Below are 25,982 nucleotides of genomic sequence, written 5' to 3'. Positions count from 1 at the left end.
TCTTCATATTAATATGGGGTCTCACGACGCAAAGCCAAAGGCCTTGAGGCCATCCAGAATGAACTGAACCGAAAGGGCGGCCAACAGCATTCCAAGCAGACGAGTCAGGACATTTAGACCGGTTTTTCCCAACAGTCGCGCCACGGCGCCCGAGGTAAGATAGGTCACAAACACCATGGCAACGACAATGATCATCATGCCGATGACCACGGCAAGCCCCTCGATGCCTGGTTGCTGACCCGCCAGAAGGATCATGGTGGCAATGGCTCCGGGTCCGGCGATCAGGGGGATACCCAACGGAAAGACCGACGGGTCGGGGTGTTCTTCTTCTTCGGCGCTGTTTTCTCGTCGTTTGGTGCGACGTTCAAACAACATGTCCAGCGCGGTCAGGAACAGCAGAACGCCGCCCGCCACGCGAAACGCTTCCATCGAGATGCCGACAAAGCCCAGCACAGCCTCGCCAAAAGCTGCGAACATGGCCAGAATACCCGCCGCCGTCAGGCAGGCCCGGACAGCGATGGCTCGCCGCATGCTTTTATCCATGCCCTGCGTCAACGCCACAAAGATCGGCGTCTGAGCCGGAGGGTCTATTACCACAAGCAATGTGGTGAATGACGTAATCAGGAACGCTGTTTCGATCATGTATCGGCAGCTTTCTGAAGGTTTTTCAAGACATCAACAGCTTTCGTCGCCAAGTCGCCCGGAACGTAGACATGGTCATGGTGAAATCCTGCAACCATATTGGCTGGAATGCCAGCCTGCGCCAGGGCAGTGGAAACTGCAGCCGTCAATCCGACGCCTTCAAGCGAAGAATGGACCTGAAGAGTGATGCAGCGCATTGCGACTGCATCCCCGTTCGCCGCATTGATCGGTACAACAAGGGAAAGACCTTCATCTTCCATACAGCTGGCCCGAGTTTCGACTGGCCATTTTTTACCCTCTGGCCATAGAGTAAAGGCATATAAACCGGGTTGCAGTTTTGGCTCCATGCCAGCGATCATCGCCTGCGTCTCTTTAACCGGAATTGGGCTCATCTTGTCACCTCTTCACGTTCCAAGCGCTCGGCGGCGGCGACCCAAAGGGTTTCGGCCTTTTCCATTGCATCTGTGACTTCGGCAAACTTCCGGTTCCATACTTCCAGATCGCTGACGCGATCGTCTTCGTAGAGCGCTGGATCGGCCAGCTTAGCCGAGAGTTTGTCCTGCATCTCTGCGAGTTTCGCAATCCTGTCCTCGCATTTGCGAAGATCGGCGCGTAGGGCCAGAACCGCTTCTCGGGACTGACGTTTGGGTTTTGCCGTCGGTTGCTTGGTTTTGGCTGGTTTGTCACGGCCCAGCAGCAGCGAGCGATAGGCTTCGAGATCACCTTCGAACGGATTGACCGTTCCATCCGACACTAGCCAAAGGCGATCAGCGACCAATCCAAGCAAGTGCATGTCATGGCTGACCAGAATGACGGCACCGGAATAGGCCGTCAGCGCCTCGACCAAGGCTTCGCGGCTTTCGATGTCCAGATGGTTGGTCGGCTCATCAAGGATCAGCATATGCGGCGCGTCGATGGTGGCGATCAGCAGCGACAGGCGCGCCTTTTGGCCACCCGACAGGCGACCGACCTCGGTTATGGCCTGATCGGCCCCCAGGCCGAACCCGGCCAGGCGTGAGCGCCACTTACCGGGGGCTTCGTCTGGGCGCAGGCGGCGCAGGTGGTCCAGCGGTGTTTCGTCCACATGCAACTCATCCACCTGATGCTGCGCGAAATAGCCGATGCGCAGCTTACTGCTGCGGGTCATTTTGCCCGCCATCAGGGGCAGGCGATCCGATAGCAGTTTTGACAGGGTCGATTTGCCTTGTCCGTTTTTGCCCAGCAAGGCGATGCGGTCATCTTGATCGATACGCAGGTTCAAATGGCGCAGCACTTGGGTGTCGCCATACCCGGTTACACCGCTCTCCAATTGGATGATCGGCGGAGAAAGCTCCTCAGGCTCCGGGAAGGAAAAGGCGCGCAGCGCGGCTTCTTGCGGGGTAGAGACCAATTGAATGCGTTCAATCATCTTCAGCCGCGATTGGGCCTGTACCGCTTTGGAGGCTTTATATCGAAACCGATCCACAAAGCTTTGCAAATGGGCGATACGCGCCTTGGACTTTGCATTCTCGGATTCCGCCTGCGCCAGCCGTTCGGCACGGCGTTCCGCAAACTTATCATAGGGTACCGCGTAATAAGTGAGCTTGCGGTCTTCTAGATGCAGAATCGATCCAACTGCGCGGTTCAGCAACCCGCGGTCGTGGCTGATGATGATGACAGTGTGCGGATACTTGGCCAGATAGCTTTCCAGCCACAGCGCGCCTTCAAGATCCAGATAGTTGGTCGGTTCGTCCAGCAGCAAAAGATCTGGCTGCGAAAACAGCACCGCCGCCAATGCAACACGCATCCGCCAGCCGCCCGAAAAGTCCGAGCAGGGTTTCAGTTGATCCTCGTCATCAAAGCCGAGGCCCTTGAGGATCGACGCCGCGCGCGCCTCGGCGGACCAGGCGTCGATATCCACCAGCCGGGTCTGGATTTCGGCGATGCGATTGGGGTCAGTCGCGCTGTCCGCTTCGACCATCAAAGCGCTGCGCTCGGTATCCGCGGCCAGGACCGTGTTGATCAGCGAGACATCGGAGGAGGGAACCTCTTGCGCCACGCCGCCAATCCGCGCCCGTTTTGGAAGCGCGATATCGCCCGATTCCAGTGCCAATTCGCCCCGGATCAGCCGGAACAAGGTGGTTTTCCCGGTGCCGTTACGCCCCACAAGACCTACCTTGTGGCCATCAGGAATGGTGGCACTGGCCCCGTCAATAAGGGGGCGGCCTTCGACGGCATAAGTGATATTTTCGATCCGTAACATAGGGCGCTCTTAACAGAGCGTTGATGGCGCCGCCAGAGCCTGCCATGTTCAAGGTGCAAGGGATGTGTTAGCGCTGTTCCGGTTGGCATTTTACAACGGTTTTCGTCATGCGCCCGGCTCAATCGCCCCCATCTCTGGTCACACTGGTCTTTGCAACAGCCCTATCGGTGTTGTCACTGAACATGTTCCTGCCGTCACTCGCACGGATGGGAGAAGATTTTCAGGTCGACTATGCCGTGGTGAATCTGTCGATCGCAGGGTATCTGGCGGTATCCGCCGTACTGCAACTGATCATGGGGCCTTTGTCAGACCGATATGGGCGGCGGCCTGTGTTGTTGATCTGCATGGCGATATTTGCGTGCGCGTCCGTCGGATGCGTAATGGCCGAGTCGATCTGGGTATTCCTGGGGTTTCGTTTACTGCAGGCTGCGGTCGTTGCTGGACCTGTGTTATCCAGCGCCTCCATCCGCGACATGTACCCCCCAAACGAGGCCGCCAGCAAGCTGGGCTATGTGGCAATGGCGATGGCACTGGCACCCATGCTTGGGCCAATGCTCGGCGGCGCGTTGGATTCGCTCTTTGGATGGCGCGCCGGGTTTGTTCTGTATTCGACACTGGGGGCAGGGATGCTGGTGCTGCTTTGGTCGGATATGGGAGAAACCAATACAGATCGATCATCAACCTTTGCTGCGCAACTTCGTGAATATCCGCATCTGTTCCGGGCACGCAGGTTTTGGGGCTACGCCTTGTGTGCAGCGTTTTCGATCGGTGGATTTTACAGTTTCATCACCGGTGCGCCATTGGTGGCGGCGGCGTGGTTCGATCTTAGCCCTGCGATGCTAGGATTGGGGATCGGAATCATCACCGGAGGTTTCATGGTCGGTAACTTCATCACCGGGCGTATTGCGGCGAGGACGAGACTGACAACAATGATCTTGATTGGGCGGGTGATTGCGTCTGTTGGGCCGTTCTGCGGATTGCTGCTTTTTCTGTCGGGTCTTGGTTCGGTCTGGGTTTTCTTCGGCTCGGCCATCTTTGTGGGCTTCGGCAATGGCCTGACAAACGCCAACGCCTCGGCCGGGTTGATGTCTGTCCGCCCTAAGCTTGCGGGCAGTGCAGCAGGCCTGTCTGGCGCAATGATCGTGGCGTTGGGGGCTGTGCTGACGACCCTAACCGGCGCGCTGGTCAGCGCAGAAAACGGACCGTTTCTGGTGTTGGGAATGATGTGTGCCAGCAGCTTCGCTGGTTTATTGGCGGTGCTCTATGTGTGCTGGGTCGACCTTCGCGACCCGTTGCCGGATACAATCTAACGGTCAATCAATTGGGCGGCCCATCATTCCACTTTTCACGAAGCCAATACCATGTTACGCGGCGCGCGATGGATTTCGGCGCGAACCCCGCGCCATCACGTAAGGAGAGGCCGACATGGCACTGGAACGCACATTTTCGATCATCAAACCTGATGCAACCCGCCGCAACCTGACAGGCAAGATCAACGCCAAATTCGAAGACGCAGGTCTGCGCATCGTCGCGCAAAAGCGTATCCACATGACCAAAGCCCAGGCTGGCAAGTTCTATGACGTGCATGCCGAGCGTCCGTTCTACGACGAACTGTGCGAATTCATGTCGTCCGAGCCGGTCATTGTTCAGGTTCTGGAAGGCGAAGGCGCCATTGCAAAGAACCGCGAAGTCATGGGCGCAACCAATCCCGCAGACGCAGCGCCCGGCACCATCCGCGCTGAATTCGCTGAATCTGTTGGCGAAAACTCGGTTCACGGGTCGGACGCACCGGAAACAGCGGCCGTCGAGATCGCCTATTTCTTTTCGGGCATCGAACTGGTTGGCTAATCCGCCATTCTAAAAGAATTTGAGGGCCGTATCCGTTGTTGGGTGCGGCCTTTTTTGTGGCCAATCAATCCAGCTTGAGATCGTTGGCCGCAACACGGACGCCGATCGCATCCAGTTCTGAGATCATCTGGTTTTCTGGTCCTGGACGCGCACTGGCCTTGATCGCGTCGAACCTCTGCCGCAGGGCTTTTTTCTCGTCACCTTTGCAATCGTTCCAAGGGCGACCCTGCAACCCCATGACCAGCACATAGTACCCAATGAAATGGGCCTTGGTACCAGACTGCAGCAATCGGCTATAGGCCTCATCCGCGCCCAGCTCTCGCAATTCATCTGCTGAATGAATTCCAGCCTCTGCGCAGGCCTGTTCAAAAGCCGGACCAAGATTTCGAATGGTTGAGACAGGATCAGTCATTTCCTTGTCTTAGCCTCGCAGCCTTTAGCTGTCACCCGCGTATTGATGAGTTCAGTCCAGATTATTGTTGATAGGCAGATTGAACTGCGTTCTCATGCTTTCATTGAGGTCAGTACGCATCATGGCAGACCTCGGAGAGGCAATTCATGAAGATGAAAAATGCAGGGTTTTTCGTACTGCCATTCCTGTTTAATGAAACAACACTCGACCAGATGCCTGAACATCTTTCGGTCAAAATCGAACCCAATTCCGCACCAAGATCTTTCACGTTGTTAGACTGTCATGATCAATCGCTAAGGGCCAAGGGTCGGTTTTTGATCCAGAGCGATGGGATGTTGCAGCTTTTGCGAAGCGATGGGCAGTCATTCATCCAACACTGCGAAGCTAAAGACCAGTTTGCCCAGGATCTGCCAGCTGGTCCTGTAAGCAGTGCATTGAAAGGATTCCCGGTTCTGCGGGCGTTGATCGCAGTTGGGCAGGGCGAAATCCAAACCAACTCGTTGGCCATTCTGGATGATCTGCAAAAGACACAAGTACGCGGTTCTGTTTGGTCGATGTCGACGGATGTTGGCCAAGTGACCGTTGTCGGGATCGAAAAGTTGCGCGGATACGAACGGGTGTTTGCCAAGGTCTGTGCAGTTCTGGCGGAGAAAGTGGCACAAGGTAAACGGTTCGAAGCGGTGTATCAGGGGCTTTTTCCCGATATGCGCCCCTATCATGCCAAGCCCGATATTCATCTTGGCAAAAACGAACCCTCAATCGAGGTCGCTGCCGATATCATCCGTACATACTTGGCGGTCGCACGGCAAAACGAAGAAGGCGTGATCGCGGACACCGATACCGAATTCCTGCATGACTACCGCGTCTCGCTACGGAAAATCCGCTCGGTCATTAGTCTGTTCAAAGGGGTGTTTTCTGAAAGTCAGACCGTTGAACTAAAGCAGCTCTTTTCAGAGCTCATGGCATCGACGGGACGCATGCGCGATCTCGATGTCTATCTTTTAGAAAAAGACATGTATTTCAAACTGATCCCGCCTAATCTTCATGCAGGATTGCAAGCAATGTTTGAACAATTTCAGGAAGAGCGCGGGCAGGAATTTACTCGCTTGAAGCGGCGGTTGCGAAGCGCCGCATACGACAAGACAATGAAGGATCTGAACGCAGTATTTGACGGCCCCAGTCAATTGGAACCGGGCAAAAATGCACAGCGCGGGGCTTATGAATACGCCTGCGCGTTGATCTGGAAACGCTATCGCAAGGTCTGCAAACTGGCGCGCAGCATCAGCGAAAACACACCGGATGATCTGGTGCATGATCTTCGGATCGACTGCAAGAAATTGCGATATCTGATGGAGTTCTTTGCGCCACTGTTCCACGCCAAAGACTTCAAAACCATCATCAAGCCATTGAAAAGGCTGCAGGATAACCTTGGCCTGTTTAACGACTTCTCAGTACAGCAAGCGGCTTTGCTGAGTTTTGTTTCCCGTTACAGTACGACACAAGGTCGCGTTGATGCGCAGATCGGACTGGCCGTGGGTGGCCTTATCGCCATGATGAATCAACGCCAACGAGCCGAGCGGGATCGGGTTATGTCTAGCTTTCAGCAATTCGATGGGCCGGACATTCGACATCTGTTTCGCAGCTTGTTTCATCAGACAGAGGAGTGAGGAATGAAGATCATTGCCTGCTACAGCAACAAAGGGGGCGTCGGCAAAACCGCGACGTCGGTGAATTTGGCCCATGCCTATGCGCAGGCAGGCAAACAGGTCTTGCTGTGCGATCTTGATCCGCAAGGTGCCTCAAGCTTCTATTTTAGGGTCAAACCCTCGAAAAAACTGACCGAAGCCCGTTTTTTCGAAGACGTCAAACGGTTCACGAACGCCATTAGGGCCAGCGACTTCGAAGGGTTGGACGTGCTGCCCGCCAACCTGACCTTTCGCGACTTCGATGTGTTTTTGTCTCGAATGCGGAACAAACGCTCGCGCCTGAAAAAGGCCCTGACGTCGGCTGGCAGCGACTATGACGTGATTGTGTTGGACTGCCCTCCGAATTTTTCGACCCTGTCCGAGAACATCTTCAAGGCGGCAGATGAGATCATTGTGCCCGTTATCCCAACGACATTGTCAGAGCGGACATTCGATCAGCTGATACGCTTTTTTGACGAAAACAAACTGAGAAAGAAAAAGCTGCGAGCGTTCTTTTCCATGGTGCAACTGCGCAAGACTCTGCACCACGAGACAATGGAGAATATGCGCACGGCGTATAGTAAGCGGTTCCTGCAGAACTCTGTACCATTCGCGGCAGACATCGAAAAAATGGGGCAGCATCGCGCACCGGTCAGTACCTATGCCGGGCGCAGCCCGGCCAGTGCTGCGTATCAAGCGTTGTATGACGAGTTGGAAAACGGAGTGGTGTCATCCAAATGAGTATGGAAATCGAACGCAAGTTTCTTGTCGGAGAGCTGCCAGATCTGAGCGGGACGCAAAAAGCAGTGGTGCGTCAGGGGTATTTGACGTCACCGGACGATTCAACCGAGCTGCGATTGCGCCAGAAAAATGAAAGCTATTTCCTGACGCTCAAAGGCGGAGGTAGCCTGGCGCGGGTTGAGCGTGAAGCCGAAATCTCGGCCGAGCAATTCGAGACATTCTGGCCTGAAACCAAAGGGCGGCGGGTCGAAAAAGAGCGCTATACCGGACACTTGCCTGACGGCCACATTTTTGAACTGGACGTGTTTTCCGGCGATCTGGCACCTTTGCGATTGGTCGAAGTTGAGTTTGCCACAGAAGCCGAGGCGCTGTCATATATCCCACCAACCTGGTTCGGTGCGGATGTGACAGAAGACAAACGCTACAAAAACAAGACTATGGCAATTGAGGGTGTGCCGACCTAGGGTCGATGCGCCAGATTGAGTGTTGTTTCAAGACCGGGCTCACAGTTGCGCGCCACGAACCCACCACCATGCATGTGAGAAATGGCCGCCACCAGGGCCAGCCCCAGGCCCGCGTTGCGTTCGGTGCGTGCCGGATCAAGCGTCACAAAAGGCAATTGTAGCCGGGGTAGATCTTCCGCCGGAACACCGGGTCCTCGGTCGCGGACACTCAGACGTGTGAAACCACCATCCTCTGCAATCGAGATCGCGACGACTGTTTCTTCCGGGGCATAACGCATAGCGTTTTCAAGCAGGTTGGACAAAGCCTGTGACAACAGTGGGCGATGTCCCTGAATAGGGGCGGCCTGACCGGTGATTTCTAGCCGGATGCCCTGATCTGCCGCGACGGGCTCATAAAGTTCGACCACGTCGCTGACCAACTGTTGCAGATCCACCTCTTCGAACTGCTCTCGGCCCAGACCAGCCTCGGCGCGCGATATTTCGGTCAATTGTCCCAACACCCTCAGAACATGGTCAATTTCGCCGGTTGCACGGGCGATATCGATCTCTCGTTCCTGATCGCTTTTGCTGGGGTCTGCCAAGGCCTCGACCCTCTGCCGCAGTCGGGACAACGGGGACCGCAGATCATGGGCAATCGAGTTGGACGTTGTGCGCAGGTTGCTGACCAGCTCTTCGATCCGGTCGAGCATGTTGTTCAGTGTCCCGGCGACTTGATCGAACTCATCTCCGGTTCCGCGCAGCGGCATGCGTCTGGATAGATCGCCCGAAACGATATTGTCGGCCGTATTGGCGATGTCGGACAGCCGAGAGAACACCAGACGGGTAAAAAGCCAGCCTGTCAAAACACTCAGAACCAGCGCAATTCCCAGGGCCAAAACAACTGAGCGCAACAAGACCCGGTCGAATTGCTGGCGCGCAACGGCGTCCCGCCCGACAAGTAAACGCTCGCGACCAGGTAACCGAATGGAGGCTGCAGAGACAGGCACCAGTTGATCGTTGTCAGCGCGGCGCAGTTCCAGATCAACCCAGCCACTCCCAGCTGTGATGTCCGCGGGCCAGTACTTCAGGTTTCCGACAAGTTTGACGCCGTTTCGGTCCGTCAAAAGATACAATGCATCCCGTTCCGAGGCGCTCGGCAAGCGCCGCTCGATGGCTGATATCAGGCCGATCAGCCCGCGCCTTTCGTATTCATCAGCCAACCCGGTTAGTTCTGCGGACACGACCGATCGTGTTTCGGATTCAATGCTGCGATTGGCTGTTACATAGACCAAAGCCAATACTGTTGCCGTCAGAATGGTGCTGAGAACCATACTGGCGGCAACAAGACGAGTCCGCGAATTATTAAGGGAAAGCCGTAGGTTAGCCATCAGACATCATGTAACCCGCTCCGCGGACGGTTTCAATCAACGGTATGTCTCCGCCTTCGTCAAGCTGACGCCTAAGCTTAGAGATATGAACGTCGACCACATTGGTGTTGGGGTCAAAATGATAATCCCAAACCCCTTCCAGAAGCATGGTGCGTGACACCACACGGTTTTTGCGGCGTAGGAAAAACTCAAGAATCTGGAACTCGCGCGGGGTCAGAGTGATTTCATATCCGTTGCGGGTAACCTTACGGGTCAGCAGATCCATCTCAAGGTCTTTGCAGGTGAGGGTAGGCGTCTCCTCGGCCTCTTGCGGGCGGCGCAACAATGCTTCGATTCGGGCGTGCAACTCCTGAAAGGAGAAGGGTTTGACAAGATAGTCATCTGCGCCGGACCGTAACCCTTTGACGCGTTCGTCCACCGCGCTCATGGCGGTCAGCATCAGAACCGGCGTCTTAAGACCGGCCGCACGCATGGATTTGATCAGGGACAGCCCATCCAACCCGGGCAACATCCGGTCCAGAACGACCGCATCAAAGCCACCATCTGTGGCGTGATACAATCCTTCGCGGCCGTCGGCGGCAGCTTCGACCACATACCCTTCTTCGCCAAACCCTTTGGCGATAAACTCACGGGTATCTTCATCGTCTTCGACAATTAGCAGGCGACGGCTCATGATCGGGGATCCTTTCTATCGGGATTTAAACACAATTTTTGAACAAAGCACATGGTTTGGTCTTGCCGGATGCGCCCTGTGCACATCCGGCAAGCCCGACGGATCGCGGACAAATCAAATCCGCCGGGGTGAGGCGCGCGCCAGATTTCCCCATCATGTGGCGCGCGCGGCTCTCGGGTCAGGCGATCTCGACGGCGACAAAGATTTGGCTGCCGCCCCGATTGATCAGCACCAACGCCGGGTCGGTTTTTTCGCTGTCTAACGCAGCCTTCAACGCGTCCGGTGTCGCGGTGTCTTGAGACCCGAGTTTTACGATCACATCGCCACGTTGCAGACCCGCTTTGGCCGCCGGGCTATCGGGCTTCAGGTCGGTGACAACCACACCATCCACGGTGTCTCCAACGCCCATTTCAGCCCGGGCTGCTTCCGTCAACGGTGCAACGGTTACGCCTAACGCGGTGCCTGACACATTGGTGTCAAATGTGCTGTCCACGTCTGCCTCGGCAGTCTGGTATTGGCCGATTGTCAGTTCCAACTGTTCCTGTTTGCCGTCGCGCAGGACGGTCAGAACACTGTTGGTGCCGACTTTGGTGGTTCCAACCAGAATGGGCAGATCGCGGCTTGAATCAACGGCGTCGTCATTGAACGATAAAATCACGTCGCCTTGCAGCAATACACCATCCGCCGGGCTGCCAGAGACAACATCGGAAACCAACGCACCGCTTGACGCCTCAATACCAAGGGCAGCGGCAAGCTCTGGGCTTACATTCTGGATCGATACGCCCAGCCAGCCGCGGCTGATCTCACCATCGTCACGCAGATCGGTTGTGATATGGTCGACGATGTTGGACGTGACAGCAAAACCAAGACCGACCGAGCCGCCGCTGGGCGAATAGATGGCCGAATTCACGCCAACCACTTCGCCTTCCATGTTGAACAGGGGCCCGCCTGAGTTGCCTTTGTTGATGGCCGCGTCCGTTTGGATGAACTCGGCATAAGGTCCTTGTGAGATGCTGCGACCCTTTGCGGAAACAATGCCCGTAGTGACGGTCGAGCTCAGCCCGAAGGGGTTGCCAATCGCTACGACATCTTCACCGACGCGGATGACATCGCTGTCGCCCAGGTCTACGGCCTGAAGGCTTTCGCCCGCATCGATCTTAAGTACGGCAAGATCGGTCAGTGGGTCTGTTCCCACCACTTCGGCTTCAAATTCACGATCGTCGCTCAGCCTTACGGTGACGGTGGACGCGTTGTCTACGACATGATGATTGGTCACAATGTAACCTTCCTCATCCAGGACAAAACCTGATCCCAAACCCTGTGACGGTCCGCGTTCAGGTGTGTTGAACCCTTCGGGTCCGCCGAAGCGTTTGAAGAACTCTCCGAACGGGTGGCCCTCTAAATCGAAGTCCTGGCTCTGCGTTGGTGTTGTTGTGGCGTCTTGTTCAGCAATGATTGTCACAACCGATGGCGATACAGCCTCGACCAGATCGGCCAATGCTTCGTCCGCCAACGAGGGCAGGGCGGTGGTAGCAAGCATTGCGGCGCTCAGGGCGCTGACGCCCATCCAGTTGGATGCACGCGGTAAAAGAAGCGAGGATTTGCGGGTGCTCATTTTGGTCTCCTGTTTGATGCGCACGATGTCGGCCGCGCGTTGAAACAAGACATGGATGACCAACCTTTGCCGTTCCTGACCGATCAATTAAGAAAACTTAATTTTGCCATAAATCCGGTGTCTACTTCCGGCGAAGATGGCAGAGGATTCGAAAAATCCGTCTGTTTTAGGCTGCGCGAATCAGAGGATTGTTGCCGAAACAGCTGTCAAACTTTCAAACAAGTTGAATTGGTTATGTTTCGCTTACAGTTGAAACGTCGTTTTTGCTTGATCATAGGTCATCGACTTAAGGTTGTAGGGATTGATCGAAACCCGTCAATTTTTCCAGTAAATAACCTGAAGAGTTAGCATAATGAGCAATACGTTAATGCTTAATTGGGTTTGCACTCAGAGGCGGAAAACGCAGTCAACTTAAAGCTGAATCGCCTCAGGCGAGATGTTGCGCAAAAGCCAACCGCGTTTGGCCAAAATTAACCGTTTCTTCCAATTTTACGTTGTTTCGAGGCATCGGATCGGCAAATATGAACTTGCCCAATTACGGAGGGCCTGAGGCGCTAGGGGGTGCCGAAGGCTAGCTCGATCATTTATGAGCGCTAGCAGCATGTTAACGAGGGGGTCTTGTTTAGGTTTTGCGGCTCCATACCAATGTGTCTTCAAAGGCAAGTTGGTCGCGCTTATTTGATTGGTGAAAAGTGGTAGTCCTAATTTGGGTAGCCGGCCCGGTCTTAAATGACCGGGCCGCGCTCATTTAAAGGGTCCGGTTTGCCTGCCAGGCGTCCCAGTCTTCCTCGGTATCCACATCTCGCAATGCGTGCTGTCCGGGCAAGCTCACCAGATGTACTTTGCCTTTGTGTGCTTGCACGACTGATTGCGCTCCCTCGTCTCCTTGCAGTTTGCCGAGTTGAGTGAACAGGCTGCGGTCGAACAGGACGGGATGGCCGGGCTTGCCCTTGTCAGTCGCGCCGCGCCAGATCAGATAGTCTGGCTGGGCTTTGCGCGCGCCGATCACAGTGGCCAAATCCACAGCGGTCAATTCAGGTAGATCTGCCAACATCACCAAAACGGCTAGGGCTTGAGTGGTTACATGCCGCAAGGCCCCGCGCAGGCTGGCATTCATGCCCTCTGCCGCGTCAGCGATTGGAACGCGCAGGATTTCAAGATCTGCCAAAATATCAAACCGAGGATGAGGGCGCGGAGGCAGGGCGACAATGACAGGACCAGCAGTCATTGCTATCTCGGTCGATCGTCGCACCAATGGTACGCCATCGACCTCTTTCATCAGCTTGTCGGCACCGCCCATGCGACGGGATTGTCCTGCGGCCAGCAGTATGACGGGAATGTCGTTCATCCCGTCACCATGCCTTTGGTAGATCGACAAGTCATCCCCTCATGCGGCGACCATCCGGATCAAACAGTGGTCTTGAGATAACACGGGCTTTTCTCATCTTGCCCAGGATCTCAATTTCGACTTCCAACCCATCAGTGGCGCGCTCTGTTGGCAAAAAGCCCAGCGCGACGGATGTTTGCGCGAAATGGGAATATCCCCCCGATGTGCAGAACCCAACAACTGTTCCATCCAGCCAAATCGGCTCATACGCATTGACGTCGGCATCGTCTGCATCAACCTGAAATGCCACCAACTTGCGTGCACTACCCGTGGATTTTTCGGCTTCTGCCGCCGCGCGACCAATGAAATCTGTGTTTTTGGAAAACGAGATGAACCGGTCCAAACCGGTTTCCGCAGCTGTGTAGTCGGGTGAGAACTCTCGCATCCATGACCCAAAGAACTTGTCCAAACGCAGGGACATCATCGCACGCATGCCAAACGGCACCATGCCATGCGGTTCGCCCGCCTGCCACAACGTCCACCACAGCTGCCGCTGAGCTATCGGGTCACAGTAGATTTCATAACCGAGATCACCTGTGTAGCTGACCCTTTGAACGATGCAATCCGTCATGCCGATGGTCATCGGGCGCACATCCAGAAATGTGAGGTCTGACACGTCGTCACGCGTACAGCTTTCCAAAACCCGATTGGCTTTTGGCCCGGCAATCTGAAAGCCGTTCAACCGATCGCTGATGTTTTCAATTGTGACACCGTTCTCTTGATGCTGCTGGAACCAGCGCATGTGAAAAGCCTGACTTCCATAAGAGGCGGTCAGTTGGAACGTGACCTCATCCAGACAAGAGACCGTGAAATCGCCAATCAACTTGCCCTTGGGCGACAGCATCGGTGTCAGGGATACGCGGCCTGGCTGGGGGATACGCCCGGCCATGACCCGATCGAGCCAGTTTCGCGCGGAAGGTCCGTTGATGCGGTATTTGCCAAAATTGTGGACTTCGTTGATCCCGACGCCTTCACGCACCGCGAGCACTTCGCGGCCTATTGCCTTGAACGCGTCTGACCGGCGGAAGGATGGGGTTTCGTACCCGGGCTCATCGTCTTGGGCAAAGTAGTTTGGAACCTCCAGCCCGTATTGCTGACCCCATACGGCGCCCAGATCGCTGAAGATGTCATACATCGGCGTGGTGCGGTTGGGGCGTGCGGCGGGGAGTTCCTCGTTCGGGTAGGCGACGCTGAACCGTTTTTGATAGTTTTCGATCACCTTGGGGCGGGTGTAACCCGGGCTGATCCAATCGCCAAAACGGGCCACATCCATGGCAAAGACGTCGCGTTCTGGTTCGCCCTCGATCATCCACTGTGCCAATGTCAGTCCAACGCCACCGCCCTGACTGAATCCGGCCATCACACCACAAGCCGACCAATAGTTTCGCGTCCCGGGGACCGGGCCGACCAGAGGGTTGCCGTCAGGGGCAAAGGTAAACGGGCCGTGGATCACTGATTTGACACCCGCCTCGGCCAGCACCGGAAAGCGCTTGTAGGCAAATTCGATACTGTCGGTGATCTTGTCATAGTTATCGGGCAGGAGCTCATGGCCGAAATCCCACGGTGTGCCATCGACCGCCCACGGTTTACAGGGTTGCTCGTAGAACCCGATACACAGGCCCCGGCCTTCCTGACGCAAATAGCTCTCGCCAGCAGGATCCATCACATGAGGGTGTTCACCTCCGGCATCGATGATGGTTTCGATTTGTGGGATCGCATCAGTGACCAGATACTGATGCTCCATCGGGTGCAGCGGGAAGTAGACTCCGGCCATTGCACCGACCTCGCGGGCCCACAGTCCGCCTGCATTGACGACGTGTTCCGCGTGGATCGTGCCCTTGTCGGTGACCACATCCCACGTCCCATCAGGACGCTGGTTGGTTTCTTGCACCATACAGTGGGTTTCAATCGTGGCTCCGCCCATACGCGCGGCTTTGGCATAGGCGTGGGTTGTGCCGGACGGGTCAAGATGGCCGTCCAGCGGATCGTAAAGCGCGCCGATGATGCCGTCCGTATTGGTGATTGGGGCGATCTTCTTGATTTCATCGGGGCCGACTATTTCCGTCTCAAGCCCCATGAACCGGTGCTTGGCCCGCTCCGCCAAAAGCATATCGAACCGGTCCTGGTTGTCGGCCAGCGTTACGCCACCAACATGGTGAAGCCCGCAGGACATGCCGGTGATCTCCTCCAGCTCCTTATACAGCCTGATTGTGTAGCCCTGCAGCGCCGCCATATTGGTGTCGCCGTTCAGCGTGTGAAATCCACCCGCCGCGTGCCAGGTCGAGCCTGAGGTCAGCTCGGATCGTTCCAACAGCATCACGTCGGACCACCCCAGTTTGGTCAGGTGATACAGAACAGAACAACCGACGACACCGCCGCCTATGACTGCCACACGGGTTTCGAGTTTCATGGAATTCTCCGAACTATTTTTGTCAGTCTGATCGGAGGGGGCGAGGACGCAATATCAAATACGACAAAACCTGTCGCTTAGGGAGATTACGCCAAAGCCAAAACCGGCACTAAATTACGTGCCGATCCTGATTGTCTGTAAAAGTATCACAAAGGGCGGATCTTGAGGCCGGTTACGCGATTTCCTTCGCGCGCGGTCACTTCGAACCGGAACCCGTGGAATGAGAAGACCTGACCCACAACCGGAATCATCTGCGCCTCGTGAATGACTAGCCCGGCCAGTGTATTGGCCTCTTCATCGGGCAGAGACCAATCCAGCGCGCGGTTGACATCGCGGATTGTCATGGCGCCTTCGACAAGGAATTGGCCGTCATCTGTGCGTGTCACAGGAACTTCTTCATCGATGTCAAACTCATCAGCGATTTCACCAACGATCTCTTCAAGAATATCTTCCAAAGTGATCAGGCCACGAAGCGATCCATACTCATCAACGACCAGTGCAAAGTGGCTGTGCATGCGCAGGAATTCCCGCATCTGGTCGTCCAGCGTTGTTGTTTCCGGGACGAAGTACGGGTCATTCGCCACTTTGGAGATGTCGAACGATTTAAGTCGGCTAGGGTCTCCATCTGTGCCCCCGGCTTGCGCATACATCGCACGAAACAGGTCTTTTGCATGGACGACCCCCACGATGTTCTCAGGTTCGTCCCGAAACACAGGCAAACGCGTGTGCGGGCTTTCCAGGCATTGTCTCAGGATCGCCTCGGGTGCCGCGTCCGCATCGATCATTTCGATATTCGAGCGGTGCAACATGATCTCTTCAACAGCTCTCTCACCCAGATCTAGCGCACCCAGAATGCGGTCCCGATCTTCTTTTTCAACGACGCCTTCTGAATGGCCCAGTTGCAACGCGCCTGCGATTTCCTCGCGCACCGCAAGAATGTTGCTGTCGGGATCGATCTGCACACCAAACAGGCGCAATACACCGCGTACCAAAAGACGCACCGCCGCCACAATGGGTGAGAAGACGGTCACAACGACACTGATAATTGGTGCGACAGCGGAGGCCGCTTTTTCCGAGTTCGTGATGGCATAGGTCTTCGGCAAAACTTCGGCAAAGATCAGAACCAATAGGGTCATGACCAGTGTCGCCAGCGCCACGCCGCTTTCACCGAAAAGTCGCGTGAACAGGGCAGTGGCCAGTGATGCCGCCAGAATGTTGACAAGGTTGTTGCCCAGCAGAACCGACCCGATCAGGCGTTCATTGTCGTCGGTCAGTTTCAGAGCCTTTTGTGCGCCACGCGAGCCTTTGTCGGCCTGCGCACGCAGTTTCCCGCGTGAAGACGCGGTCAATGCGGTTTCAGATCCCGAGAAAAAGCCCGACAGGAAAAGCAAAAGCACAATAGCGCCTGAGGTTACCCAAAAGGCGCTGTCGATCAGGGAAGAATCAGGTTCCATCGGTCCTTGTTTGTTCGTGTTGCTGCATTCGTTATGGGGATGCTGCCCCGTCCGATCAAGGGGTTAGCCCTTTTCAGCGTCGGGGTCTTTCGTCAGCGGGTGATGCTGCAACACCAGTTCAGCCAGACGTTCATCCAGAACATGGGTGTAAATCTCGGTCGTGGCAACGTCAGCATGGCCAAGAAGCGTTTGGATTGAACGCAAATCCGCGCCGTTGGCCAGCAGGTGTGTCGCAAAGGCGTGCCGCAGGGTGTGAGGGGTGACTTTTTCCGGCGAAACGCCGCCTTGAACCGCCAATTCTTTGACCAGCAGAAAAAACCGATGCCGTGTCAGGTGCCCGGATTTGCCACGTGACGGAAACAGGAAACGAGACTGTTGACCACCATCTGCTACAGTCTGATCTTCAGCTTGATCGCGCACGCTCAACCATGCCGCAAGTGCATCGCGGGCAGGTGGCGACAGGGGCACCATGCGTTCTTTTCCCCCCTTGCCCAGAACCAATAGCATCCGGGGATCACCGCGCGCCGACGAGACGGGCAGCGACACGAGCTCGGTCACACGCATGCCCGTGGCATAGAGTACTTCCATCATACAGGTATTGCGCACCCGGTCCGCCTTGCCGCGTCCGGTCGTTCTTGCGGCCTCAAGCAGGCGATCCACCTCGGGTACATCCAGTGTTTTTGGCAGGCGTTTCTGCCGACCCGGACCCTTGATCTGAATGGCGGGATTCGCGTCGCGCCAGCCTTCTTCGAACGCAAAGCGAAATAGCTGCTTGATTGCCGACAGCCGCCGGGCGCGGGTGGATCGCGACAGACCCTGCGCATCACAATCGATCAGATAAGCTTCGATTTGATCACGATCCGCTTGATCGAACCCCACTTTCCGATGGTCGAGCCAAGCTGCAAAGTCTTTCAAGTCTCGCCCATAGGCCAGCAATGTATTCGTAGCAGCGCCCAATTCGGCGGCCTGAGCCTGCAGAAACGTGGAAATCCACAGATTCTGTGAAGCCGGGGCGCCCATCGTCAACGATCTTGCAGGATCAGTAGATTAAGGGCCGCGCGTCGGGCCGTGTCTTCCAGGCCTACGCGTCGAAAGGCGGCGATCGCGGCAGTCAGATCCACTAAGTTACCGCGCGCGCCATGAGCAAACAGATGCATGGCCTCCAGAATAGCCTCACCCAGCTGACCATTGGCCAACAAAGCATCAATGTCAGATGGAACAGGCGCGGCCCACTCGAAACCCTGTGACACAGCATCGGCCAGCGGGGATGGCGAAACCGCACGTCCCGGATCACCCTGAGCCAGAGCAACCAGGAACTGGGTATCAGTTGAGCGATCGGGTGCTGCCAATGCAGCCTCTTCATAGAGCTCGGACAACATCAGAATGCGCCAGCGCAAGCTCTCTGTCGCGGGCACGGGCAAAGCGAAACTTGCCAGACGGTCGGCGAACAGCTCGGCAAAAGAAACTTCGAGCCCAACACTGCGCATCTGTTTCCAAACTTGGGGTAGTGTTTTGCCGATTGCTTCGGCACTTCCGCTCTCCAGCGCGCTTTCAAAGCGTTGAATCGCTGCAACCCGATCCCAAACCGCACCAGACGCCGCCGGATCACGCTCGGTATAAAGACCCAGCAACTGATTTGGCGTCAAAGCCCCGATTCGTGTCAGACGTTCGGCTGCTTCGATCTGTGCTTTCCACCCGGCCACATCGCGCAAGTCCGCATTTGCAAACGCCCGAGGCAGCGGAGCTGATGGCAAGCGCTCTCCAATCGCTTCGAACAAACGGAAACTAAGCGGATCTGGGTCGTCCGGTTGGGGAAGATAGGCTGCGCCTTCGAACAATTCAGGGCTTAGGAACCGATCCAGAACCGCCAGCTCTTCGGGCGGCAGGATTTCCAACGCATGGGCTGCCTCAAGCGTTAGAGCCGCCGAAGCCCAATCGCCCCGTCGTGCCTTGCAGAACACCTGCGCGGCATAGTTCTGCGACAGATGCGGTTGCGCAATCAAGGCCGTGCAGCTGCGGTCTTCATCTCCGGTCAACAGCGTCGCGTCAAACCAGCGTTGGAACCGCATTCGCGTGTTCGTTGGGCCAGCGAGTTGCACCAATGATTGCGCGGGATCCGCCGCGCCAAGCTGAACCAGCCTGTCCAGCCGTGCGAGTAACAGGGTTTCTTCCGCGCTGGGACCAGCGGGGGCCCGGGCTTCGGACAGCAGCAATGTGAACAGCAGGCGCTGCATTGAAGGGTTGTATTTGACGGGAACGCGCGAAATCAACTCCGCCAACCGCTCGGGATTGCTGCCTTGCCATAGATCGACCGGCAGGCCGGTCACGGACGAGGATACAAGCCCCAAGGGCTGGGACAATGCCTCAAGCGGTGTCACTTCGATATTCGGTTGAATTCCGTTCTGTGCCACGGGTGGTTCAAGCAATACGGTGCCAGGCAGGTTTTCTGGTGGTTCGGTCAGCCATTCAATGACTGACAGCGGCTCTTGCGCCTGCACAGAACCCGCCAATACCAATGCCAGAAACGTTTTCTTAGTCGACATCCAGGACGACCGGCTCTCGGATTTCACTTTGCGGGGCCGAAAAATCCGCGCCAAAATACGGGCCGATATAGGCATAGGCCACCAGCCCGATGAACCCCAGGCAAACTAAATATATCAGGAACTTGATCACACGGCTCATGGCGTCACGCTGCCTCAAATTTTGATTTTGGCCAAGTTATAACTGGCATTCTTTCCAAGATCACGTCATTCACGGAAGAATGAGCGAAATAAAGCATAACACTCACTCGGCGGACACAGGGCAGCACTTTTATCTGCACAAAACTGTGGTCCTTGTTGGGATGATGGGTGCTGGGAAGACCGCGGTTGGTCGCGCTCTGGCAGCCAGGTTGGGCGTTCCGTTCCTCGACAGCGATGCTGAGATCGAATCGGCAGCGAATATGACCATTCCAGAAATTTTTGAACGGGATGGAGAGCCGTTTTTCCGCGCCAAGGAAAGTCAGGTCATCGGCCGTTTGCTGGACAAGGAAAAGGGCATCCTGTCAACTGGTGGCGGTGCTTTTCTGTCTCAGGAAAACCGTGAAATGATCACGCGACAGGGGGCGTCTGTTTGGCTGCGGGCAGATTTGAATGTGTTGTGGAACCGGGTTCGTCACAAAGACACGCGACCATTGCTGCGCACCAAGAACCCGCATGCGACCTTGAAAACCTTGTATGAGGCGCGTGTACCGGTTTATGCCGAGGCTGATCTGACAGTGACCTCAGACGGTGAGGTCTCAATCGACAAAATGGTGGATCGGGTGATTGTCGCTTTGATGACGCGTCCCGATGTTTTGGAACGGAAGTAAATGCATCAGACCGTAAATGTAGAGCTGGGCGAGCGTTCGTATAATGTCGAGATCGGACCTGACCTTTTGGCCCAGTCCGGTGCGCGGATTTCACCTCTGCTGCAACGCCCAAAGGTTGCGGTTGTCACGGATGAGAACGTAGCAGCGCTGCATCTGGACGCGTTGCGCGAGGGGCTGAACGCTGCGGGTGTCGAGATGTCTGCACTTGCCTTGCCAGCTGGGGAGGCCACCAAAAGCTGGCCGCATTTTGAACGCACTGTCGAATGGCTGCTGGCCGAAAAAGTCGAGCGCCGGGACGTGGTCGTGGCCTTGGGCGGCGGTGTGATTGGCGATCTTGTGGGTTTTGCTGCTGCCGTGTTGCGACGGGGCGTCCGCTTTGTGCAAATTCCCACCTCTCTGTTGGCGCAGGTGGATAGTTCCGTCGGCGGGAAAACGGGGATCAATGCACCACAAGGTAAGAACCTGATTGGGGCATTCCACCAGCCGTCGCTGGTGCTGGCTGATACATCGGTGCTGGGCACAATGACAGAAAGGGATTTTCTGTCTGGGTATGGAGAAGTTGTGAAGTATGGCCTGCTGGGCGATGCGGATTTCTTTGAGTGGCTTGAAGCAAACGGGTCTGCAGTTTCGTCGGGTGATATGGCGTCTCGGGTTCGCGCGGTGACTCGTTCGGTTCAGATGAAAGCAGACATTGTGGCCCGCGACGAAACGGAACAAGGCGACCGCGCGCTGCTAAACTTGGGCCATACTTTCTGCCATGCGCTGGAAGCTGCGACCGGCTATTCTGACAGGCTGCTTCATGGCGAAGGGGTTGCCATTGGCTGCGCTTTGGCCTTTGAGCTGTCGTCGCGTCTGGGCTTGTGCTCACAGGAAGATCCAAGCCGGGTGCGGGCACATTTGCGGGCTATGGGGATGAAGACCGATCTGACCGACATTCCTGGTGAATTGCCTGGTGCCGCGCCTTTGGTGGAATTGATGGCACAGGACAAGAAAGTCGTGGATGGGCAGTTGCGGTTTATTCTGGCCAGGGGTATCGGGCAGGCCTTTGTCACCGCTGATGTGCCGCGCGAGGCGGTTTTTTCTGTACTTGAAGATGCGCTTCAAACGGCTTGATAAGAAATAGCTTTAACGCCCTCGAATCACCATCAATTCACCTATGTTCTCGCGTGTGATGTAGCCAATCATACGCCCGGTTCGACCGAGAACCGCGATGGCGGGGGCACCTTTGTGCAATTCTTCCAACACGGCCTCAAGGCCGGCGGTTAAGCCAATCTGGGGAATGTCGGTCTCCATGATCGACGTTGCCAAGTCCGACCGGGGATGATCACCTGCCAGCGCTGCAAACAACCGATCCCGGGTCACAAACCCCAATAGCGAGCCGTCTGTATCCAAAACTGGGAACTCATGCTGAGTGGTATGAATAACGGCCTGCGCCGCAGTGCTAAGTGTGTCAGTGGGAGACAGAGCGTGAAACTCGGTAATCATGGCATCGCGTGCCAAGACGCGTCGCGCGACAGACCTCAGGGCAACGTCCTGGCTTTCAGCGTTGGCTGCGACGAAAACAAAGACGGCGATCAGGATCAGGATTGGGTTGCCAGAGCTTAACCCCAGAAAGCCAAACCCGACCGCAACAACCTGACCCCCTAGGGCCGCCAATCGCGTAGCCTTGACGCGGTCCATCCGAAGGCACAGTAGGGCGCGGAACACGCGGCCGCCGTCCATCGGGAATGCCGGGATCATGTTGAAGGCAGCCAAAAGCAGATTGATGTAGGCGAGCCTGTCCAGAAGCCCGACATTGGCGGACTCGATCTGAGTGATAGCCTCGTAAGGCATCCCAGCGCCGAGTATGACAAGTATGACCCAGATCGCGACGTTGACAGCAGGCCCGGCAAGCGCCACCCAGACCTCTTGCATCGGTTTTTCTGGCATCCGTTCTAATCGCGCAAGGCCGCCAATGGGTAACAGAGTGATGTCGGGGGTCTTTATCCCATAGCGTCGCGCCATAAGGGCATGACCAAATTCATGCGCGACTACACATGCAAACAGAGCGAGCACAAAAACCAGATTTTCGATTGCTGCGGGCCATCCGCCGCTGGAATAGGCGGCGAATCCGATCCAGGCCAACAGCAGGAAAAAGGTGACATGGACCCTCAGTTCCGAGCCGAGTAACCGTCCGAGAGAGAAGGACCATGTCATTTGATGTCTCCGTTTCGCTTAGAACGGAATCTCGTCGTCGTCGATTCCGCCGGATGCCGGGGCAGGTGCGCTGGATGGGGACCCATATGGGTCTCCGCCGCCATAGCCTCCACCGGCCTGGCCGCCACCATAACCGCCAGATTGACCGCCACCGCTGTCACCACCACGGCTGTCCAGCAGGGTCAGCTCGCCGCGATAGGGGCGCAAAACAACCTCGGTTGAATACCGGTCTTGACCAGACTGATCCTGCCATTTGCGCGTTTCCAGCTGACCTTCGATATAGACCTTGCTGCCTTTGCGCAGATATTGCTCGGCAATACGGGCCAAGGGTTCCGAGAAAATGGCGACCGAGTGCCATTCCGTACGTTCCCGCCGTTCGCCAGTATTGCGGTCTTTCCAGTTCTCTGATGTGGCGATGCGCAGATTGCATACTTTTCCGCCGTTCTGGAATGACCGGACCTCGGGATCGCGGCCAAGATTGCCGACCAAAATGACCTTATTGACTGAACCCGCCATGAAACTCCCCGTTCTGTTCTAACTTAGATGCGCCGAATCTGGCGCTGCGTGTCTGTGCGACCCTATACGGCCTGCATCATGGTTAAAACACAGTTGATCACGACAACAGTCGGCAAGAATTCTTTCGACACCATTTACCAAGCTTTCATTTTTGACTGGAATACATATACTCCGACTGATTTTGGAACGAGCGGGATAGGCTTTTATGCGTTCTCTGGTTGTTGGTTTGTGTGCCCTGTGCCTTGCTTTGGTTTCAGGTTCTTTGGAAGCGCAGACGCTGTCCTCTAAAAGCCGTAAGGACATTTTTCTGAAGCAGGCCAAAGTGTTGGATTCCCGTGCGGCGACACAGTACCGCGGGTCCGAGCGTTTGAAGCCCAAAGCGGCGCAAGGGACATTCAACAAACGCTACACCGGCAACTATCGCGACCAATACCTGTCAATGGCCCGCGACGCGGCCCGGCTGCACAGTATTCCGGAAGAGCTTTTTTTGCGTCTTGTGCAGCAGGAAAGTGGCTGGAACCCACACGCCAAGTCTCACAAGGGCGCGCTCGGGCTGGCGCAGCTTATGCCGCAGACCGCAGAGCTGTTGGGCGTGAACCCACATGACCCCAAGCAAAACCTTGAAGGCGGCGCACGGTATCTGTCGTGGCAGTATCGTAAGTTCAAGTCCTGGCGCCTTGCGCTGGCCGCCTACAATGCCGGTCCGAAGGCGGTTGAAAAACATGGTGGAATCCCACCCTACAAAGAAACCCAGAACTACGTGAAAGTGATCTGGGGTGGCTGAGCGCCGCCATGCCGCAGTGCAGAGCGCCCGTTTCTTGATTGCTGCCCGGTTGGCAATCTAGTCTGAAAGAGAACTGCCCGGCAAAGGGGAGGCTCTGGATGCCACGTGATCGCCCGAAAATTCCCAAGGATACTTTGGTCAACTGGCAGCAGCTAGTCGATCTGGTCGCGCAGCTGGCGGATGTGCCTGCCAGCCTGATTATGAAAACAGATGCGCCGGAACACGCGGTTCTCATAACCTCCGATCATCCAGACAATCCCTATCCGGTCGGGCTAAGTTTCCGGTTGAACCCTAAGCTGTATTGCCAGGGGGTCTTTGAGCGCGACGGAGAGCTTGTCGTCGAAGATGCGAGCTGTGATCCGGCTTGGGCCGATAATGACGATTTAGAACACGGGATGTCATTCTATATCGGTCTGCCGCTGAAGTGGCCCGATGGAACGGTGTTTGGCACCATTTGTGTCTTGGATCGGAAACGCAATCGTCAGGCGCTTTTGTTTCGGGAAGGTTTGGGCCAATTCGCTCGCATCGTCGAATCGGATTTGGCTTTGTTGCAAGAGGTTTACCTGCGCCGTGCGTTGGAGGAAAAGCTTAACGAAACGCTGACTCAGCTTGAAAACCGCGTTGCAGAGCGCACGCGCGAATTGCAGGAAACCAACACGGCGTTGCGGGTTTTGCTGTCCAGTTTGGATGATGACCGCAAAAGCCGAGACCATGAGATCGTCGATCAAGTTCGAAACAGGGTCTTGCCCTATCTCGACAAGGTTCGCAGCCATCTGGGGCGAGATGAAGCCCAGCATGTGTATCTGGAATTGGCGGAAAACAATCTTAATGAAATTACCTCATCAATGTCGGATAAGCTGACAGACGCTTTTGCGGTCATGACGCCGACTGAGATTGAAGTTGCGCAAATGGTCATGTTTGGAAAGACGACAAAAGACATCGCAAAAGCGCTGTCGCGCGAAACGTCGACCATTGATTTTCATCGCAATAACATCCGTCGCAAGCTTGGCCTTGATGGGCGGTCGCAAAACCTGCGGAGCCATCTGCTCGCGATTTCGTGATCAGGAAATATGGGGATTGGCCCCATATTCCCCCCAGATTTTTCCGGTCTGAGCCAAGGTTAGATGACTTGTTACCCTCTTTGGCAGAGCGCGGGACACGCCGCGCCAACCCAGCAGAGAGGATCAAACATGGATCGCAAAGATCTGAAGCCCACGATTGTGAAAGGGAACAGGGATGCGCTTGCGCCCGGGTTGTCGCGGCGGTCGTTTTTCATGGCAGCCGGTGCAGCCGGTATTGGTGCAGGGGCATCGCTGATTGAGGCAAAGCCTGCCCAAGCCCAATCTCAAGCTTGGCTGCAACCTGGCAACAACAACCACGTGATTGATCTGCAGGGCGCTACGGGTCAGGCCAGCACGGGAACCGTTGGGATCGATTACTACGGTCATTGTGCCATCAAGATTACATCCCCAAATGGGGCCACAGTTCTGTTTGATCCCTGGCGGGATGATCCGTCTGGCGCGTGGGGATTGTGGTTCAGGAACGAATTTCCGCAGATTCCGGTTGATATTACGATGTCCACCCATGCCCATTTCGACCACGATGCGATTGAGCGCCCAAGTTCCACCATGGTGTTGGACCGAATGGCGGGCAATTTCGAATTTGCAGATCTGAAGATTACCGGATTTGCCGACAAGCATGCCTGCGTCGCTCCGGGTTGGTATGACTGGACAAATGCGTTGGCCGAGTTTGGCGCCGAGGCTTGCCCGCCCAACAATGTTGGCCACATGGATATGGTCGTCTATCTGGTTGAAACCGGCGGCATTCGCACGTTGATCTGGGGGGATAATCGCCACAATCCGCCGCAGGAGTTTTGGGACTTGATTGGTGAAGTTGATGTCCTGACCTTGCCGGTAGACGGGTCCGAGCATATCCTCAGCTTTGATCAAGGCAACGACATCGTGGCCAAGCTAAAGCCAAAAATCATCATTCCGACGCATTACCTGAACGACGTCACTTCCTACACGCTGACAACGCTGCAATCTGCTGATGAATGGGTCAAGGTTCAGCCGAGTTACAAGATGCTGGACAATGCCAGCTTGCAGCTGGAAGCTGGTGACGTGAAGGGAATGAATCAGGAGTTCATGTACTTCGGAAATAACGTGCAGACAGGGTAAAGACCAAGCTCTCGGGATTA

25 protein-coding genes are annotated in these 25,982 nt (G+C 55.8%); 10 read left to right on the top strand and 15 right to left on the bottom strand.

Annotated features, from left to right (window positions below; all coding sequences use genetic code 11):
• Positions 1-21: 21 nt before the first annotated feature.
• From Q1B21_RS00600 to Q1B21_RS00590, 3 genes are read right to left on the bottom strand one after another with little or no spacing between them, the layout of a single operon-like run.
• Complete coding sequence (locus tag Q1B21_RS00600) at positions 22-642, bottom strand: MarC family protein (RefSeq protein ID WP_299078582.1); 621 nt, start codon at positions 640-642, stop codon at positions 22-24.
• A complete protein-coding gene (locus tag Q1B21_RS00595; protein WP_299884648.1) occupies positions 639-1,034 on the bottom strand; it encodes an ACT domain-containing protein in 396 nt (131 codons plus the stop codon). Before Q1B21_RS00595 ends, Q1B21_RS00600 begins: the two co-directional genes overlap by 4 nt.
• On the bottom strand, positions 1,031-2,884 hold the full coding sequence (locus tag Q1B21_RS00590; RefSeq protein ID WP_299884645.1) for an ABC-F family ATP-binding cassette domain-containing protein: 1,854 nt from the start codon (positions 2,882-2,884) through the stop codon (positions 1,031-1,033). Before Q1B21_RS00590 ends, Q1B21_RS00595 begins: the two co-directional genes overlap by 4 nt.
• A 107-nt stretch (positions 2,885-2,991) precedes the next feature.
• Between Q1B21_RS00590 and Q1B21_RS00585 the strand changes: the two genes are divergently transcribed.
• Both Q1B21_RS00585 and ndk read left to right on the top strand, forming a co-directional pair.
• The gene (locus tag Q1B21_RS00585) at positions 2,992-4,194 is read left to right on the top strand and encodes a multidrug effflux MFS transporter (protein ID WP_299884642.1); all 1,203 of its coding nucleotides are present in this window, start codon (positions 2,992-2,994) and stop codon (positions 4,192-4,194) included.
• Between the two features lie 115 nt (positions 4,195-4,309).
• The gene (ndk, locus tag Q1B21_RS00580) at positions 4,310-4,732 is read left to right on the top strand and encodes a nucleoside-diphosphate kinase (protein WP_058273797.1); all 423 of its coding nucleotides are present in this window, start codon (positions 4,310-4,312) and stop codon (positions 4,730-4,732) included.
• 64 nt (positions 4,733-4,796) lie between these two features.
• Here ndk and Q1B21_RS00575 read toward each other — a convergent pair whose 3' ends face one another.
• Entirely contained in the window at positions 4,797-5,144 is a 348-nt protein-coding gene (locus Q1B21_RS00575) for a TfoX/Sxy family protein (RefSeq protein WP_299884637.1), read from the bottom strand.
• 146 nt (positions 5,145-5,290) lie between these two features.
• Between Q1B21_RS00575 and Q1B21_RS00570 the strand changes: the two genes are divergently transcribed.
• From Q1B21_RS00570 to Q1B21_RS00560, 3 genes are read left to right on the top strand one after another with little or no spacing between them, the layout of a single operon-like run.
• Positions 5,291-6,811, top strand: a complete 1,521-nt coding sequence (locus Q1B21_RS00570) for a CHAD domain-containing protein (protein ID WP_299884634.1) — start codon at positions 5,291-5,293, stop codon at positions 6,809-6,811.
• A gap of 3 nt (positions 6,812-6,814) precedes the next feature.
• Positions 6,815-7,570: a ParA family protein gene (locus Q1B21_RS00565; protein WP_299884632.1), complete on the top strand. Its 756-nt coding sequence runs from the start codon at positions 6,815-6,817 to the stop codon at positions 7,568-7,570.
• Positions 7,567-8,034, top strand: a complete 468-nt coding sequence (locus Q1B21_RS00560; protein ID WP_299884629.1) for a CYTH domain-containing protein — start codon at positions 7,567-7,569, stop codon at positions 8,032-8,034. The genes Q1B21_RS00565 and Q1B21_RS00560 overlap by 4 nt, the downstream gene beginning before the upstream one ends.
• Here the strand turns inward: Q1B21_RS00560 and Q1B21_RS00555 are convergent.
• From Q1B21_RS00555 to Q1B21_RS00515, 9 genes are all read right to left on the bottom strand, one after another.
• Positions 8,031-9,344, bottom strand: coding sequence for an ATP-binding protein (locus Q1B21_RS00555; protein ID WP_299884626.1), 1,314 nt, complete (start codon positions 9,342-9,344; stop codon positions 8,031-8,033). The two genes, Q1B21_RS00560 and Q1B21_RS00555, sit on opposite strands and share 4 nt — an antisense overlap.
• Positions 9,345-9,393: 49 nt before the next feature.
• Positions 9,394-10,074 carry a response regulator transcription factor gene (locus Q1B21_RS00550; RefSeq protein ID WP_298932320.1) on the bottom strand — a complete coding sequence of 227 codons (681 nt, stop codon included), beginning with the start codon at positions 10,072-10,074 and terminating at the stop codon, positions 9,394-9,396.
• Between the two features lie 178 nt (positions 10,075-10,252).
• Positions 10,253-11,689 (bottom strand): Do family serine endopeptidase, encoded by a 1,437-nt coding sequence (locus tag Q1B21_RS00545; RefSeq protein WP_299884623.1) that lies wholly within the window; start codon positions 11,687-11,689, stop codon positions 10,253-10,255.
• Positions 11,690-12,437: 748 nt separating this feature from the next.
• A complete protein-coding gene (locus Q1B21_RS00540) occupies positions 12,438-13,037 on the bottom strand; it encodes a nucleotidyltransferase family protein (protein ID WP_299884621.1) in 600 nt (199 codons plus the stop codon).
• A 31-nt stretch (positions 13,038-13,068) separates the two neighbouring features.
• A complete protein-coding gene (locus tag Q1B21_RS00535) occupies positions 13,069-15,486 on the bottom strand; it encodes an FAD-dependent oxidoreductase (protein WP_299884618.1) in 2,418 nt (805 codons plus the stop codon).
• A 146-nt stretch (positions 15,487-15,632) separates the two neighbouring features.
• Positions 15,633-16,940: an HlyC/CorC family transporter gene (locus Q1B21_RS00530; protein ID WP_298932312.1), complete on the bottom strand. Its 1,308-nt coding sequence runs from the start codon at positions 16,938-16,940 to the stop codon at positions 15,633-15,635.
• 63 nt (positions 16,941-17,003) lie between these two features.
• On the bottom strand, positions 17,004-17,960 hold the full coding sequence (locus tag Q1B21_RS00525) for a site-specific tyrosine recombinase XerD (RefSeq protein WP_299884614.1): 957 nt from the start codon (positions 17,958-17,960) through the stop codon (positions 17,004-17,006).
• A 2-nt stretch (positions 17,961-17,962) separates the two neighbouring features.
• Positions 17,963-19,483, bottom strand: coding sequence for a hypothetical protein (locus Q1B21_RS00520; protein WP_299884611.1), 1,521 nt, complete (start codon positions 19,481-19,483; stop codon positions 17,963-17,965).
• The gene (locus Q1B21_RS00515) at positions 19,473-19,622 is read right to left on the bottom strand and encodes a hypothetical protein (RefSeq protein WP_298932306.1); all 150 of its coding nucleotides are present in this window, start codon (positions 19,620-19,622) and stop codon (positions 19,473-19,475) included. Before Q1B21_RS00515 ends, Q1B21_RS00520 begins: the two co-directional genes overlap by 11 nt.
• Positions 19,623-19,701: 79 nt before the next feature.
• Here Q1B21_RS00515 and Q1B21_RS00510 point away from each other — a divergent pair, with 79 nt between their 5' ends.
• Entirely contained in the window at positions 19,702-20,289 is a 588-nt protein-coding gene (locus tag Q1B21_RS00510; RefSeq protein WP_299884608.1) for a shikimate kinase, read from the top strand.
• Positions 20,290-21,402: a 3-dehydroquinate synthase gene (aroB, locus tag Q1B21_RS00505; protein WP_299884605.1), complete on the top strand. Its 1,113-nt coding sequence runs from the start codon at positions 20,290-20,292 to the stop codon at positions 21,400-21,402.
• Positions 21,403-21,414: 12 nt separating this feature from the next.
• Here aroB and Q1B21_RS00500 read toward each other — a convergent pair whose 3' ends face one another.
• Both Q1B21_RS00500 and ssb read right to left on the bottom strand, forming a co-directional pair.
• Entirely contained in the window at positions 21,415-22,485 is a 1,071-nt protein-coding gene (locus Q1B21_RS00500; RefSeq protein WP_299884602.1) for a site-2 protease family protein, read from the bottom strand.
• Positions 22,486-22,503: 18 nt separating this feature from the next.
• Positions 22,504-23,001: a single-stranded DNA-binding protein gene (gene ssb, locus Q1B21_RS00495; RefSeq protein ID WP_298932298.1), complete on the bottom strand. Its 498-nt coding sequence runs from the start codon at positions 22,999-23,001 to the stop codon at positions 22,504-22,506.
• A 205-nt stretch (positions 23,002-23,206) separates the two neighbouring features.
• On the opposite strand from ssb, the gene Q1B21_RS00490 reads away from it, so the two are divergent.
• The 3 genes from Q1B21_RS00490 (at position 23,207) to Q1B21_RS00480 (ending at position 25,962) form a co-directional block, all read left to right on the top strand.
• Positions 23,207-23,785 (top strand): lytic transglycosylase domain-containing protein, encoded by a 579-nt coding sequence (locus Q1B21_RS00490; protein WP_299884598.1) that lies wholly within the window; start codon positions 23,207-23,209, stop codon positions 23,783-23,785.
• A 98-nt stretch (positions 23,786-23,883) separates the two neighbouring features.
• Entirely contained in the window at positions 23,884-24,846 is a 963-nt protein-coding gene (locus tag Q1B21_RS00485) for a LuxR C-terminal-related transcriptional regulator (protein ID WP_299884595.1), read from the top strand.
• Positions 24,847-24,975: 129 nt separating this feature from the next.
• A complete protein-coding gene (locus tag Q1B21_RS00480; protein WP_299884592.1) occupies positions 24,976-25,962 on the top strand; it encodes an MBL fold metallo-hydrolase in 987 nt (328 codons plus the stop codon).
• Positions 25,963-25,982: the final 20 nt, after the last annotated feature.

The organism is uncultured Ruegeria sp. (assembly GCF_947504215.1).
Classification (GTDB): domain Bacteria; phylum Pseudomonadota; class Alphaproteobacteria; order Rhodobacterales; family Rhodobacteraceae; genus Ruegeria.
Note: the sequence above shows the minus strand (reverse complement) of the source record. Positions and strands in the feature narration are given on the sequence as shown.

Excerpts from the sequence above, each read along its gene's own strand:
- Q1B21_RS00600 (WP_299078582.1), bottom strand. The coding sequence starts at position 642 with ATGATCGAAACAGCGTTCCTGATTACGTCATTCACCACATTGCTTGTG.
- Q1B21_RS00595 (WP_299884648.1), bottom strand. The coding sequence starts at position 1,034 with ATGAGCCCAATTCCGGTTAAAGAGACGCAGGCGATGATCGCTGGCATG.
- Q1B21_RS00590 (WP_299884645.1), bottom strand. The coding sequence starts at position 2,884 with ATGTTACGGATCGAAAATATCACTTATGCCGTCGAAGGCCGCCCCCTT.
- Q1B21_RS00585 (WP_299884642.1), top strand. The coding sequence starts at position 2,992 with ATGCGCCCGGCTCAATCGCCCCCATCTCTGGTCACACTGGTCTTTGCA.
- ndk (WP_058273797.1), top strand. The coding sequence starts at position 4,310 with ATGGCACTGGAACGCACATTTTCGATCATCAAACCTGATGCAACCCGC.
- Q1B21_RS00575 (WP_299884637.1), bottom strand. The coding sequence starts at position 5,144 with ATGACTGATCCTGTCTCAACCATTCGAAATCTTGGTCCGGCTTTTGAA.
- Q1B21_RS00570 (WP_299884634.1), top strand. The coding sequence starts at position 5,291 with ATGAAGATGAAAAATGCAGGGTTTTTCGTACTGCCATTCCTGTTTAAT.
- Q1B21_RS00565 (WP_299884632.1), top strand. The coding sequence starts at position 6,815 with ATGAAGATCATTGCCTGCTACAGCAACAAAGGGGGCGTCGGCAAAACC.
- Q1B21_RS00560 (WP_299884629.1), top strand. The coding sequence starts at position 7,567 with ATGAGTATGGAAATCGAACGCAAGTTTCTTGTCGGAGAGCTGCCAGAT.
- Q1B21_RS00555 (WP_299884626.1), bottom strand. The coding sequence starts at position 9,344 with ATGGTTCTCAGCACCATTCTGACGGCAACAGTATTGGCTTTGGTCTAT.
- Q1B21_RS00550 (WP_298932320.1), bottom strand. The coding sequence starts at position 10,074 with ATGAGCCGTCGCCTGCTAATTGTCGAAGACGATGAAGATACCCGTGAG.
- Q1B21_RS00545 (WP_299884623.1), bottom strand. The coding sequence starts at position 11,689 with ATGAGCACCCGCAAATCCTCGCTTCTTTTACCGCGTGCATCCAACTGG.
- Q1B21_RS00540 (WP_299884621.1), bottom strand. The coding sequence starts at position 13,037 with ATGAACGACATTCCCGTCATACTGCTGGCCGCAGGACAATCCCGTCGC.
- Q1B21_RS00535 (WP_299884618.1), bottom strand. The coding sequence starts at position 15,486 with ATGAAACTCGAAACCCGTGTGGCAGTCATAGGCGGCGGTGTCGTCGGT.
- Q1B21_RS00530 (WP_298932312.1), bottom strand. The coding sequence starts at position 16,940 with ATGGAACCTGATTCTTCCCTGATCGACAGCGCCTTTTGGGTAACCTCA.
- Q1B21_RS00525 (WP_299884614.1), bottom strand. The coding sequence starts at position 17,960 with ATGGGCGCCCCGGCTTCACAGAATCTGTGGATTTCCACGTTTCTGCAG.
- Q1B21_RS00520 (WP_299884611.1), bottom strand. The coding sequence starts at position 19,483 with ATGTCGACTAAGAAAACGTTTCTGGCATTGGTATTGGCGGGTTCTGTG.
- Q1B21_RS00515 (WP_298932306.1), bottom strand. The coding sequence starts at position 19,622 with ATGAGCCGTGTGATCAAGTTCCTGATATATTTAGTTTGCCTGGGGTTC.
- Q1B21_RS00510 (WP_299884608.1), top strand. The coding sequence starts at position 19,702 with ATGAGCGAAATAAAGCATAACACTCACTCGGCGGACACAGGGCAGCAC.
- aroB (WP_299884605.1), top strand. The coding sequence starts at position 20,290 with ATGCATCAGACCGTAAATGTAGAGCTGGGCGAGCGTTCGTATAATGTC.
- Q1B21_RS00500 (WP_299884602.1), bottom strand. The coding sequence starts at position 22,485 with ATGACATGGTCCTTCTCTCTCGGACGGTTACTCGGCTCGGAACTGAGG.
- ssb (WP_298932298.1), bottom strand. The coding sequence starts at position 23,001 with ATGGCGGGTTCAGTCAATAAGGTCATTTTGGTCGGCAATCTTGGCCGC.
- Q1B21_RS00490 (WP_299884598.1), top strand. The coding sequence starts at position 23,207 with ATGCGTTCTCTGGTTGTTGGTTTGTGTGCCCTGTGCCTTGCTTTGGTT.
- Q1B21_RS00485 (WP_299884595.1), top strand. The coding sequence starts at position 23,884 with ATGCCACGTGATCGCCCGAAAATTCCCAAGGATACTTTGGTCAACTGG.
- Q1B21_RS00480 (WP_299884592.1), top strand. The coding sequence starts at position 24,976 with ATGGATCGCAAAGATCTGAAGCCCACGATTGTGAAAGGGAACAGGGAT.